Here is a 13,645-nt window from a genome sequence, read left to right on the forward strand (position 1 = left end):
ATGCGCCCGATTGGGCATTGCACAGTATTGCGAGCAAATTGATCATGCAAAAAGCAACATTTTGGAACAAGATCGCGGATAAATACGCCAAAGATCCGATCGCGGATATGGCGTCATACGAACACAAGCTGAAGCTGACCCAAGAACGGTTCAGGCCCGATATGTCGGTTTTGGAAATCGCATGCGGCACAGGCAGCACCGCCATTCTGCACGCACCAAACGTGGCAAAGTATCACGCGGTTGATATTTCGGACCGTATGATTGAAATCGCGCGCGCCAAAGAGGCCCCCGCGAACCTGACGTTTGAAGTTGCAGACGTCGACGAGATGACGCTTGCCCCATCCAGTTACGACATGGTTCAGGCGCATTCCGCATTACATCTGTTGAACGACCCCAAGGCGGCGGTCGAAAAAATATATGGTGCACTCAAGCCAGGTGGGCTGTTTATCAGCTCGACCACATGTGTTGGATCGATCTGGTGGCTGAAGCTGATTGCACCAATTGGCAAGGCGCTGGGCAAGTTTCCCGACATCTCTTGGTTTAGCGAAGATGACTTGCGCCAAATGCATCGCGACGCAGGGTTCGAAATCATCGAAGATTGGCGACCAAAGGGTAAGATTACGGCGCTTTTCTTGATTGCACGAAAGCCTGTTGCTTAGTCTCTTGCAGACTCAGCAGCTTTCCCCTATATCCCAATTCAACAGCGGCGCTTCGGTCTCCACCCCCGAAGCTCCACCGGAAAATCCGACGGGCCTGCTGGCCCGTTTTTTTGTTTTGGAGATGCGAGTGAGCAACCTTGTTGCCAATACCGCGATTGATCGTCGACTGGCCGACATTGTCGGGCCGGTTATCGAAGACATGGGCTTTGAGCTTGTGCGTCTGCGCCTGATGGGCGGCAATACACCGACCCTGCAAATCATGGCCGAACGCCCTGATGGCGGGATCGAAGTTGATGATTGTGCCCAGATTTCGACAGCGATCAGCGCGATCCTTGATGTGGAAGACCCGATCGAGGACAACTATGCACTTGAAGTCGGCTCGCCCGGCATTGATCGCCCCCTGACCCGCCTGAAGGATTTCAGCGTGTGGAACGGCTATGTCGCCAAGATCGAAACGTCCGATCTGATTGACGGGCGTAAACGCTTCAAGGGAAACCTTGCTGGCGTTGAAGGAAATGAGGTTCTGATCGAGATCGAGAACCAGGGTGAAGAGGTCACCATTGGCCTTGATTTTGACTGGCTGGCTGATGCCAAGCTTGTTCTGACAGACGAATTGATCCGCGAAGCGCTGCGTCAGCGTAAAGATGCAGGTCAGATCGACGAAGCCCAATTTGACGAAATTCAAGAAATCACCGGTTCTGAGGAGGACTGACCATGGCAATTACTTCTGCAAACCAGCTTGAGCTTTTGCAAACCGCCGAGGCCGTGGCCCGCGAAAAGATGATCGACCCATCGTTGGTCATCGAAGCGATGGAAGAAAGCCTGGCCCGTGCTGCCAAGTCGCGTTATGGCGCGGAAATGGACATTCGTGTGTTGATCGACCGTAAGACCGGCCGCGCAACCTTCACCCGCGTCCGCACCGTGGTCGAGGATGAAGAGCTGGAAAACTATCAGGCTGAGTTCACCGTAGAGCAGGCCAAGCAGTATATGGAAAACCCAGTGGTCGGCGACGTCTTCTCGGAAGAAGTTCCGCCGGTTGAGATGGGTCGTATTGCTGCGCAGTCCGCAAAGCAGGTGATCTTGCAGAAAGTTCGCGAAGCTGAGCGTGATCGTCAGTTCGAAGAATTCAAAGACCGCGCCGGCACGATCATCAATGGTCAAGTCAAACGCGAAGAGTATGGCAACGTCATCGTGGACGTGGGTGCTGGCGAAGCCATCCTGCGCCGCAACGAAAAGATCGGCCGCGAAAGCTATCGCCCGAATGACCGTATCCGTTGCTACATCAAAGACGTCCGTCGCGAGACACGTGGCCCGCAGATTCTTCCTGTCGCGTACAGCGCCAGAATTCATGGCCGAGCTGTTCAAAATGGAAGTGCCTGAAATCTATGATGGCATCATCGAGATCAAAGCAGTGGCCCGTGATCCGGGTTCGCGCGCCAAGATCGCCGTGATCTCGTATGACAACTCGATCGACCCTGTGGGTGCCTGTGTTGGTATGCGTGGTTCGCGCGTGCAAGCCGTTGTGAACGAGCTTCAGGGCGAGAAAATCGACATCATTCCGTGGAACGAAGATCAGCCGACTTTCCTTGTGAACGCGCTTCAGCCTGCTGAAGTCTCGAAAGTTGTTCTGGACGAAGAAGCTGGCAAGATCGAAGTCGTTGTTCCGGACGAACAGCTGTCGCTGGCCATTGGCCGCCGCGGTCAAAACGTGCGTCTGGCTTCGCAACTGACCAACCTCGACATTGATATCATGACCGAGGCCGAGGAATTTGAGCGTCGCCAGAAAGAATTCGCCGTGCGCACCGCGCTGTTCATGGAAACCTTCGATACTGGACGAGTTCTTTGCCCAGCTGCTGGTGTCTGAAGGCTTCACCAATCTGGAAGAAGTTGCCTATGTTGAGGTGGACGAGCTTCTGGTCATTGATGGCGTGGACGACAGCACAGCGACCGAGCTGCAAACCCGTGCACGTGAGTATTTGGAAGCCCAAGCCGCCAAGGCATTGGAGAACGCTCGTTCAATGGGCGTCGAAGACAGCCTGATCGCATTCGAAGGTCTGACAGCTCAGATGGTCGAAGCATTGGCCGAAGATGGCGTGAAGTCGCTTGAAGATTTCGCAACCTGTGCTGACTGGGAACTGGCTGGTGGCTGGACCACAGTCGACGGCGAACGCGTCAAGGATGACGGGTCGCTTGAAAAATTCGGCATGACGCTGGAACAAGCACAGGACATGGTTATGACGGCCCGTATTACTCTGGGCTGGGTTGACCCTGCCGAGCTGGAAGCCGAAGCCGCAGACGGCGAAGCTGAAGAAGTTGAAACCGCAGAGGGAGCTGAGGCCTGATCTCAGGTCTCAGGGAACGGCGCATGACGCGTGGTGGACACAAAAAGCGGCCGGAAGAGCCCGAACGGCGTTGCATTGCAACCGGAGATACTCAGCCAAAAGCCGGGTTGATCCGCTTTGTCGTGGGGCCGGACGATATGGTGGTGCCTGACCTTTTGGGCAAACTGCCGGGTCGTGGAATCTATGTTGCAGCCAACCGCGCGGCGATTGCCACGGCGATCAAGAAAGGCCTGTTTTCGCGCGCGGCGCGTAAGCCGGTCACAGTGCCAGACGGGCTGCTTAATTTGCTTGAGCGCGGCTATGCAGATCGGGTGACGCATTTGATTGCGATGGCACGGAAGGCGGGCCAAGCGGTCGCTGGGTATGAGAAAGTTAAAGACTGGCTGATGAAAGATCAGGCCGAAGTTTTGATTCAGGCCTCGGACGGGTCCGAGCGTGGAAAATCAAAGCTCAGACCGCCCAGCGAAGAGGGGCGGTTTATTGAATGTCTGACCGGTGATGAGCTGGGTTTGGCGTTTGGACGTGAAAATGTGATACATGGCGCGCTTGCGTCTGGCGGTTTGGCCTCTCGTGTTGTAGAGGAAGCCCAGAAACTGACAGCGATGCGTGTTGTGCAAGACAACGACGGCGGGAAGGCTCGCCGGAAAGGTACGAAGACCAGATGAGCGATAATGACGGCAAAAAGACCCTTGGCCTGCGCGGAAGCCGCCCAGGTCAGGTGAAGCAAAGCTTCAGCCACGGGCGCACCAAAAACGTCGTGGTCGAAACGAAACGCAAGCGCGTTGTCGTGCCCAAGCCGGGTGCGTCAGCTGGCGGTTCGGGTTCAGCCCCTGCCGGTGGCGATCCGCGCAAACGTCCTGCTGGCATCTCGGATGCGGAAATGGAACGCCGCATGAAGGCGCTTCAGGCTGCAAAGTCACGCGAAGTTGAAGAAGCTGCCAAGCGCGAAGCTGAAGAAAAAGCACGCGAGGAAGATCGTAAGCGCCGCCGCGAAGAAGCGGAAGCCAAAGACCGCGCAGAACGCGAGCGTGAAGAAGCGCTGAAAGCCAAAGCCGCAGAAGAAGAGCGCAAGAAGCGCGAAGCTGAAGAGGCTAAGACTCAGACTCGTGCGAAAGCTGCCCCTGCTGCCGATCCGGCCGCTGCGCAGGCTGCCGAACAACGTGGCACGACCAAGCCTTCGTCGGCACCTCGTAAGAAAGATGATCGCGGTGGTGCGAATGATCGCCAGAACCGTGGCAAAGGCGCCCGTGATGATGGTCGCCGCTCGGGTAAGCTGACGCTGAACCAAGCCATGCGTGGCGGCGATGGTCGCCAGCGTTCGGTTGCTTCGATGCGCCGTAAGCAAGAGCGCGCACGTCAAAAAGCGATGGGCGAGAGCGTTGAGCGCGAAAAGGTTATCCGCGACGTTCAAGTCCCCGAAGCTATTGTTGTGTCCGAGCTGGCCAACCGCATGGCGGAACGCGTCGCTGACGTCGTGAAATCGCTCATGAACATGGGCATGATGGTCACGCAGAACCAAGCGATTGACGCCGACACTGCAGAACTGATCATTGAAGAGTTCGGCCACAAAATTGTGCGCGTATCGGATTCTGATGTTGAAGACGTAATCGACTCGGTTCAGGACAATGAAGAAGACTTGGTAGACCGCGCTCCGATCATTACGATCATGGGCCACGTTGACCACGGTAAGACTTCACTTTTGGATGCGATCCGGTCGGCCAAAGTTACCGCAGGCGAAGCCGGTGGTATCACGCAGCACATCGGTGCCTATCAGGTGAAAACCGAAAGCGGCGCGCTGCTAAGCTTCCTTGATACTCCGGGTCACGCGGCGTTTACGTCAATGCGTGCACGTGGTGCTCAGGTTACGGACATCGTTGTTCTGGTTGTGGCTGCTGACGACAGCGTCATGCCGCAGACCATCGAAGCCATCAACCACGCCAAGGCGGCGGGTGTTCCGATGATTGTTGCGATCAACAAATGCGACAAGCCGGATGCCAACCCCGATACCGTTCGTGCCGAACTTCTGCAGCACGAAGTGATCGTCGAGAAGATGTCAGGTGAAGTGCAGGATGTCGAAGTATCGGCAATCACCGGTGCAGGTCTGGATGAACTTCTGGAAGCTATCGCGCTGCAGTCCGAACTGCTTGAGCTGAAGGCCAACCCGACACGTGCAGCTTCTGGTGCCGTGATCGAAGCCCAACTTGACGTGGGCCGTGGTCCTGTCGCGACCGTTCTGGTTCAGAACGGTACCCTAAAGCAGGGTGACATCTTTGTTGTGGGCGAGCAGTGGGGTAAAGTCCGCGCGCTGGTTAACGACAGCGGTGATCGCGTGGCAGAAGCCGGACCTTCGGTTCCTGTCGAGGTTCTGGGCCTGAATGGCACACCCGAAGCTGGTGATGTTCTGAACGTTGTTGATACCGAAGCTCAGGCGCGTGAAATCGCTGAGTATCGTGAACAAGCTGCCAAGGACAAACGTGCCGCTGCCGGCGCTGCGACCACTCTGGAACAGATGATGGCCAAGGCGAAGGCTGACGAGGATGTGGCTGAGCTGCCCATTCTGGTTAAAGCTGACGTGCAAGGTTCTGCTGAAGCCATCGTTCAGGCGATGGACAAAATCGGCAACGACGAAGTTCGTGTGCGTGTGCTGCACTATGGTGTTGGCGCGATCACTGAATCTGACGTTGGTCTGGCGGAAGCCTCGGGCGCACCGGTTATCGGCTTTAACGTTCGTGCGAACGCGTCGGCTCGTAACTCGGCCAACCAAAAGGGCGTCGAGATACGCTACTACTCGGTCATCTATGACCTTGTGGATGACGTGAAAGCGGCGGCTTCTGGCCTGTTGTCTGCAGAGGTTCGCGAGAACTTCATCGGATACGCGGAAATCCGCGAAGTCTTCAAAGTTACAGGCGTTGGCAAGGTTGCTGGTTGTCTGGTCACCGAAGGCGTCGCACGTCGATCGGCTGGTGTGCGCCTGCTGCGTGACAACGTGGTTATCCACGAAGGCACGCTGAAGACACTGAAGCGCTTCAAGGACGAAGTGAAAGAAGTTATATCCGGTCAAGAATGCGGTATGGCATTCGAGAACTATGACGACATTCGTCCGAATGATGTGATCGAGATCTTCGAACGTGAAGAGTTTGAACGCACATTGGAATAATCAGCCTTAACTGATTGATAAAAATACAAAAGGGGACGGTTTACCGTCCCCTTTTTCGTTGGCTCGTGAGTGGTGTGGATCTTCAGGCAGCGATGTCACTGGATACTGGAAATCCGGTATGCAGGCGGTGCCCGACCCGAATAACAATACGCCCATCCGAGAGCGTCTTTACGTACTGGCCCTGCACCATACTATAGTTGCCGATCATAATGGTTTTGAGCATGTGATACCCCCCAAAAGGAATCTGAACAGGTTCAGTATATCACACCATAGGTAAACCCCGTGTAAACATCCTGCGCGTCAAAGTAGATCGCGCAGAATTGGGATCAAAGGAATGTCCGCCGGGGGCATCGGAAAGTCGCGAAGTTGATCAACGCGCGCCCACTTTAGCACCTGACCTTCACGCGGCATGGGCGTTCCATTCCACTTTCGACACGCAAACAGCGGCATAAGCAGATGGAAGTCATCATAACTATGACTGGCAAACGATAGAGGCGCCAAGCACGACGACCAGGTGTCGATGCCTAATTCTTCGTGCAGCTCGCGTACCAAGGCAGCTTCTGGCGTTTCGCCGGGTTCGATCTTTCCACCCGGAAACTCCCACAAGCCGGCCATGGATTTACCTTCTGGGCGTTGGGCCAGAAGGATACGCCCGTCCGGGTCGATCAGGGCAACTGCGGAAACCAGGACTGTTTTCACGACCGGTAATCCGCGTTGATTTGAATGTAGGCGTGGGTCAGATCGCAGGTCCAAACGGTGGCATTTCCGTTGCCTACCCCCAAATCCACGTCAATCAGCAGATCGTCTTGCTTCATGTAAGCCGCGCCTGCGTCTTCGTGGTAGTCCGGCGAAACCCAACCTTTTTCAGCAACCAAGATGTCCCCGAAGCGGATGGTCAGCAGATCGCGGTCCGCAAATGCCCCAGATTTGCCGATCGCCATGACCACACGGCCCCAGTTGGGATCTTCGCCTGCCACAGCAGTTTTCACCAAAGGAGAGTTGGCAATCGAAAGTGCGTGAACCTTCGCATCAGCATCTGATTTTGCGCCTGTCACACGAACTTCGACGAATTTCGTGGCACCTTCACCGTCACGCACAACCTGATGGGCCAAATCCAGCATGACGTTGTTTAACGCGGCGCAGAACGCGGCATTGCCTTGATCTACCCTGACCCCAGAAGCTCCGGTTGCGGCCAGAAGCAGCGTATCTGACGTCGAGGTATCGCTGTCCACTGTGATGGCATTGAAGCTGTCTTCGTTCAAATCTGACAGCATGGCTTGCAGGTCGCCCTGATCAATCAGCGCATCTGTGAAAATGAAAACCAGCATCGTCGCCATGTCCGGTGCAATCATGCCCGATCCCTTGGCAATGCCGGCGATATGAACGATGCGATCCCCGATCTGCACCTCGGCCTTAGCGCCCTTGGCGAATGTATCGGTGGTACGGATCGCTTGGGCGGCATCCTCCATCGCGTCAGGCACCAGCAAGCCCTTAAGCTCGTCGATCTTGTCGGTGATCCGGTTGTGAGGAAGCGGTTCCCCGATAACACCAGTCGACGCAGTGAAGACGCGGTCTTGGGGAACATGCAGCGCCTTCGACACCGCAGACGTTATCGCCTCGACCGAGCCATCCCCTGCCGCGCCAGTAAACGCATTGGAGTTGCCCGCGTTCACAAGAATGGCCGCGCCTTTATCAGACGCCTTGCCCACCTTGGCCTGACAATCCAGAACCGGGGCAGAACGAGTGGCGGATGTGGTAAAAACACCGGCCATCGTTGTTCCTGGTTGAAGATCGGCCAGCATGACATCCAGCCGATCTTTGTACTTTACACCTGCCTTAACCGCGGAAAACCGCGCTCCGGCAATCACAGGCAGGTCAGGAAAGCTTGCAGGGGCAAGCGGCGAAACCTTGTGCGTGTGGTCGCTGGCCGTGACCAACTTGGCCTTCAGCTTCGCGACCTTCTTTTTCAGCTTCTTAATTTTCGCTGTCTTACCCATGTCAGCCCTCTGCGATCAGTTGTCCAGAAGTGTCATATCACGCAGAACGGCGGGGTCGATCCCTTCCAGTTCCGTACGCTTGATTGTCGCACCATCCAGCAGGGTTTGCATGGCAGCTTCGATCGCGTCATTTTCAATCTGCGCGGCCAGTTCTGCGCGGACTTCTTCCAATTCAGGCGCGCCCATCATGCGGGTGTCGTTCAGTTTAACGACATGCCAACCAAACTGCGTCTGAACCGGGGCCGAGATCGCACCCTTGTCCAAAGCCATTGCGGCATCTTCAAACGGCTTCACCATCATGCCGGGGCCAAACCATCCCAGATCGCCGCCATTCGGACCTGACGGGCCGGTCGAGAACTCTTTTGCCAGCTCTGCAAAATCCGCACCACCTTCAAGCTTTGTGACCAAATCCTTGGCTTCATCCTCGGTCTCAACAAGAATATGCGCTGCGCTGAATTCCTGGGTCGGTTCGGCATCTGCATATTTGGCGTCATAGGCGGCCTTCAGGGCATCATCGGTGACAGCGTCCGCTAGAATAACATCAACGTGCTCGGCAGCAGCAATCTCACGTCGTTGATTTTCCAGGATAACTTCACCACGACGGCTGAGCTCTTCCACGGCTTGTCCCAGCACTGTCTGCTGGATCAACTGATCGATTAAGCCGGGAAACAAAACGTCATCAGGCAAGGATTGAAACTGTTGCGCCAGACCCTGGCGGGCCGCAATCACGTGCGAAAGGGTGATTTTTTCGCCATTTACCGTGGCAAGAACGGTATCGGCCTGAACCTCGACCTTGGGCATGGCGTCTTCGGATGCGGTTTCCTGCGCGAAGCCCGGCGCACCGAATGTCAGCGAAAGGGCGATACCAAAAGCGGCCGCGTGGCGATTAAGCATGAAAATATCCTTTAAAACAGGCCGGAACACCCGGCGACATTGACAGTTTTCCACCCGACGCTTACATCGCTAAGGGCTTGAGAGCGTGGGTTCTTGGGCTCTTAGATAGGCGGCTGGATCAAGACGGACAAGTTTCCTCTGGTCACACCAGCGTTAAACCGCATTGAGGCACAAAAAACATGCTTGGAAAAATCGCGCGCAAAGTCTTTGGCACACCCAATGATCGTTTGATCAAGGCCACACGACCCATTGTCGAAAAGATCAACGCGCTTGAGGACGAATTTGCCGCCCTGTCGGATGACGGCATCGTAGCCAAGACCAAAGAATTGAAACAACGCGTGGCGGATGGCGAAAAGCTGGACGTCATTCTGCCAGAAGCTTTCGCCAACTGTCGCGAGGCCGCCAAACGGGCGTTGGGGCTGCGTGCCTTTGACACCCAGTTGATGGGTGGGATTTTCCTGCATCAGGGAAATATCGCTGAAATGAAGACCGGCGAAGGTAAAACCTTGGTGGCGACGTTCCCGGCCTATCTGAATGCACTGACCGACAAAGGCGTGCACATCGTGACGGTGAACGACTATCTTGCCAAACGTGACGCTGAATGGATGAGCAACGTCTTTACCGCGTTGGGTATGACCACAGGTGTTGTGTACCCCCATCAGGCTGACGACGAAAAGCGCGAGGCCTATGCCTGCGACGTCACCTATGCCACGAACAACGAACTTGGCTTTGACTATCTGCGCGACAACATGAAATCCGAGCTGAAGGACATGTCCCAGCGTGGTCTCAATTTCGCGATTGTGGATGAGGTCGATTCGATCCTGATCGACGAAGCACGGACGCCGCTTATCATCTCGGGCCCGTCCGAAGATCGGTCCGAGCTATACGTGACCATCGACGCCCTGATCCCAGAGCTGACAGATGAGCATTATACGATCGACGAAAAGGCCCGCGGCGTGACCTTCACCGAAGAAGGCAACGAATTCTTGGAGGAGCTTCTTTCAGCTCGTGGTTTGCTGCCGGAAGGTCAATCGCTTTACGATCCAGAAAGCACAACGCTTGTGCACCATCTGAACCAAGGCCTGCGTGCGCATAAGCTGTTCACGCGCGATAAGGACTATATCGTCCGTGATGGTGAAGTGATTCTAGTTGACGAATTTACAGGCCGCATGATGGCAGGGCGCCGTATGTCGGAAGGTCTGCACCAAGCGATGGAAGCCAAGGAAGGCTGCAAAACGCAGCCGGAAAATGTCACTGCAGCATCGGTCACGTTCCAGAACTACTTCCGCCTCTACGACACGCTTGGCGGCATGACCGGTACCGCGCTGACCGAAGCCGATGAATTTGCCGAAATTTACGGCCTTGGCGTTGTTGAAGTGCCAACCAACCGCCCGATTGTACGGATCGATGAACATGACGCCGTGTATCGGACGGAGCGTGAAAAGTTCGACGCCATCACGAATGAAATCCGCGAAGCAAATGAAAAAGGTCAGCCAATTCTTGTCGGTACGACTTCAATCGAGAAATCAGAACAGCTGTCGCAGCTTCTGACCGACGCCAAGATCAAGCATGACGTCTTGAACGCACGACAGCACGAGCGTGAGGCGCAGATTGTGGCCGATGCCGGTAAATTGGGTTCGGTGACCATCGCCACAAATATGGCGGGTCGTGGTACGGATATTAAGCTGGGCGGCAATGTAGAATTTAAGGTGATGGAGGCCATCGCGGCCAATCCAGATGGCAATCCGGATGAAATCCGCACACGTATTGAAGCTGAGCACGAAGCAGAAGAGCAAGCCGTGAAGGATGCAGGTGGATTGTTCGTTCTGGCAACAGAACGTCACGAAAGCCGTCGGATCGACAACCAGCTGCGCGGTCGTTCCGGCCGTCAGGGTGACCCGGGCCGGTCGGCCTTCTTCCTGTCGCTGGATGACGATCTGATGCGTATCTTTGGATCTGAGCGGCTTGAAAAGGTTCTGTCGAGCCTTGGCATGGAAGAAGGCGAAGCCATTGTTCACCCGTGGGTCAACAAGTCGCTGGAACGTGCGCAAGCTAAGGTCGAAGGTCGCAACTTCGACATGCGTAAGCAGCTTTTGAAATTCGATGACGTGATGAATGATCAGCGTAAGGCGATCTTTGGTCAGCGTTTTGAAATCATGGAAGCTGAAGACCTGTCCGAGATAGCTGGCGATATGCGTCATCAGGTGATTGATGACCTGGTTGACCAATACATGCCTCCGAAATCCTATGCGGATCAGTGGGACACTCATGGGCTTCAGGCCGCTGTGATCGAACACCTTGGGTTTGAAGAGCCGGTTGTGGACTGGGCCGCCGAAGAAGGTGTGGATGACGATTCGATTCGCGAAAGACTGTATGACGCTTCGGATGTGTTTATGGCCAAGAAAGCGGCTGATTTCGGGCCCGAAACCATGCGTTCGATTGAGAAGCAGCTGCTCTTGCAAACCATCGACGGCAAATGGCGTGAACACTTGCTGACATTGGACCACTTGCGTTCGGTTGTCGGATTCCGTGGTTACGCCCAGCGCGATCCGTTGAATGAATACAAGACCGAAGCCTTCCAGCTGTTCGAGGGTCTTTTGGATGGTCTGCGGTCAGATGTGACACAGAAACTGTCTCAGATTCGCCCAATGTCAGAAGATGAACAGCAGGCTATGATGCAGCAAATGATCCAGCAGCAACAAGCGCTGGCTCAGGCTGCAGAACCGACTGACAATGCGATCGAAGGCTTTGATGAGAACGACCCAAGTACTTGGGGCAATCCGTCGCGCAATGACCTTTGCCCATGCGGGTCGGGTAAAAAGTTCAAACACTGTCACGGTCGACTGTAACAACGTCACATCGCGGCGTGACAACTGTCTGATTCCACAATGAAACCACACCTCAGCTGGCATCTGACGTTGTCAGATTAGCCACGCTGAGCTTCATAAATGTTGGAATGGGACGGGAAGTTCTGGCACTGCGCGCGGAAATACATATGGTCCCCTTGTGACTAAAATTTTCCCCGATATCCTTGCGCGACTTTTGCGTGCTGCCTTTTTGGTTGCCCTGATCGGGGGTTCGGCCGCTCATGCGCAGGACGTTACGCTGACCTCGCGCGACGGTTCGATCGAACTAACCGGCCAGCTTCTGACATTTGATGGCGAGTTTTATCGCGTTGATACCGAATTTGGCATTCTGACGGTCGACAGCTCGGGCGTCAGCTGCGAAGGGCCGGGCTGTCCCAGCCTTGGGCCTTTTGTTGCAGAGCTGACGATTTCTGGCGCGCATAACATGGGTGCTGTTTTGTTCCCCGCGCTGGTTGAAGGCTTTGCGCTGCGAAACGGGTATGCCCTAAAGCGTGAAGAAGTTCAGGGCGTTGGAACAGTTTACACCCTGCTTGAAGGAGGCACCGGACAAGACGTCGCGCGCTTCACAATCAAGCTGAACACCAGTTCAGAAGGGTTTGCTGACCTGCTCAGTCAACAGGCTGATATGGTTTTGTCGATGCGACAGGCCACGACCCGCGAACGTAGCCTTGCACGAGATGCCGGTTTCGGTGATTTGCGCATCGCGCGTCAAAGTCGCGTTGCTGCACTGGACGCACTTGTACCGATCGTTTCGCCGGGCAATCCGGTGACCAAGATGTCAATTTCCCAACTGGCTGCGATCTATGCAGGCCGGATCCGAAATTGGAGCGAACTTGGAGGCGAGGACGCCCCCATCACCCCTTACATGATGGATGTCGAGGAAGGCTTTGGCCCGGTTTTCATGACGGATGTGATCGCCGCGCAAGGCGTGTCCCTGTCTGAGAACGTTGTGACACATCCAACAATTCGTACCTTGGCCGACGCAGTGGCGCGCGATCCTTATGGCATTGCGATAACCACCTATACGCAGCGCGGCAGTGGCGAAGTGGTCGAGCTTTCGGGCAGTTGTGGATTTTCAGTCCATGCCTCGCGGGCGTCGATCAAGTCAGAAGACTATCCTTTGACCATGCCCATGTACCTGTATTTGCCCGAACGTCGATTGCCGCAAATTGGGCGCGAATTCTTGTCGTACCTCCGCACGGACAGTGCACAGTTTGTGACCCGTCGTGCGGGTTTTGTGGATCAAGCACTCACCCGGCAACCCGTCCGCGCACAAGGTGATCGAATGGCAAATGCCATAAAATCTGCTGGGGAAGAAGTTGCTCTGTCAGAGCTTCAACGCATGATTGGCACTTTGTCAGGATCGGAGCGTCTTTCGATCAGCTTCCGGTTCCAAGGTGGATCAACGCTTCTGGATGCGCCGTCACGATCAAACGTTGCGCTGTTGGCTGAAGCATTGGAAAGCGGACGGTTTGACGGTAAGCGCCTGTCATTCGTTGGGTTTTCGGACGGACAGGGCGCTGCTGCGCAAAACAGGTCATTGTCCGAACGACGTGCCAGAGCAGTACGCGATTTGGTTCTAGCGCAGCTTGAAGCCTTTGATTCCGCCCGCGTAAATATGCAAATTGACGCGTTTGGAGAGGCGATGCCCATGGCCTGTGATGACAGCGCATGGGGCCGCAGCGTCAATCGACGGGTTGAGATCTGGGTGGATTAAGCCCAGCAATGC

General features: G+C 55.3%; 9 protein-coding genes and 1 pseudogene. 7 read left to right on the forward strand and 3 right to left on the reverse strand.

Annotation, left to right across the window (positions count from 1 at the left end):
• Window positions 1–44 precede the first annotated feature (44 nt).
• The 5 genes and pseudogenes from AC0L6A_RS01425 to infB all read left to right on the forward strand — a co-directional run bounded on the left by AC0L6A_RS01425 (window position 45) and on the right by infB (window position 6,158).
• Entirely contained in the window at window positions 45–659 is a 615-nt protein-coding gene (locus tag AC0L6A_RS01425; RefSeq protein WP_473291714.1) for a class I SAM-dependent methyltransferase, read from the forward strand.
• Between the two features lie 127 nt (window positions 660–786).
• Window positions 787–1,371 (forward strand): ribosome maturation factor RimP, encoded by a 585-nt coding sequence (gene rimP, locus AC0L6A_RS01430; RefSeq protein WP_473291716.1) that lies wholly within the window; start codon window positions 787–789, stop codon window positions 1,369–1,371.
• Between the two features lie 2 nt (window positions 1,372–1,373).
• Window positions 1,374–3,001: pseudogene (nusA, locus tag AC0L6A_RS01435) on the forward strand (transcription termination factor NusA).
• A 23-nt stretch (window positions 3,002–3,024) separates the two neighbouring features.
• Window positions 3,025–3,666 (forward strand): RNA-binding protein, encoded by a 642-nt coding sequence (locus AC0L6A_RS01440; RefSeq protein ID WP_473291717.1) that lies wholly within the window; start codon window positions 3,025–3,027, stop codon window positions 3,664–3,666.
• Window positions 3,663–6,158 (forward strand): translation initiation factor IF-2, encoded by a 2,496-nt coding sequence (gene infB / locus AC0L6A_RS01445; RefSeq protein ID WP_473291718.1) that lies wholly within the window; start codon window positions 3,663–3,665, stop codon window positions 6,156–6,158. The genes AC0L6A_RS01440 and infB overlap by 4 nt, the downstream gene beginning before the upstream one ends.
• 300 nt (window positions 6,159–6,458) lie before the next feature.
• On the opposite strand, the gene mutT is transcribed toward infB, so the two are convergent.
• The 3 genes from mutT to AC0L6A_RS01460 are packed head-to-tail and all read right to left on the reverse strand — an operon-like array spanning window position 6,459 to window position 9,049.
• Window positions 6,459–6,857, reverse strand: a complete 399-nt coding sequence (gene mutT, locus AC0L6A_RS01450; protein ID WP_473291719.1) for an 8-oxo-dGTP diphosphatase MutT — start codon at window positions 6,855–6,857, stop codon at window positions 6,459–6,461.
• Complete coding sequence (gene argJ / locus AC0L6A_RS01455) at window positions 6,854–8,155, reverse strand: bifunctional glutamate N-acetyltransferase/amino-acid acetyltransferase ArgJ (RefSeq protein WP_473291720.1); 1,302 nt, start codon at window positions 8,153–8,155, stop codon at window positions 6,854–6,856. The genes mutT and argJ overlap by 4 nt, the downstream gene beginning before the upstream one ends.
• Before the next feature lie 15 nt (window positions 8,156–8,170).
• Window positions 8,171–9,049, reverse strand: coding sequence for a peptidylprolyl isomerase (locus AC0L6A_RS01460; protein ID WP_473291722.1), 879 nt, complete (start codon window positions 9,047–9,049; stop codon window positions 8,171–8,173).
• A gap of 179 nt (window positions 9,050–9,228) precedes the next feature.
• On the opposite strand from AC0L6A_RS01460, the gene secA reads away from it, so the two are divergent.
• Window positions 9,229–11,898 carry a preprotein translocase subunit SecA gene (gene secA / locus AC0L6A_RS01465; RefSeq protein WP_473291723.1) on the forward strand — a complete coding sequence of 890 codons (2,670 nt, stop codon included), beginning with the start codon at window positions 9,229–9,231 and terminating at the stop codon, window positions 11,896–11,898.
• A 157-nt stretch (window positions 11,899–12,055) separates the two neighbouring features.
• The gene (locus AC0L6A_RS01470) at window positions 12,056–13,633 is read left to right on the forward strand and encodes a substrate-binding domain-containing protein (protein ID WP_473291725.1); all 1,578 of its coding nucleotides are present in this window, start codon (window positions 12,056–12,058) and stop codon (window positions 13,631–13,633) included.
• The last annotated feature ends 12 nt before the right edge of the window (window positions 13,634–13,645 follow it).

Source organism: Aliiroseovarius sp. D2-2 (assembly GCF_055809455.1).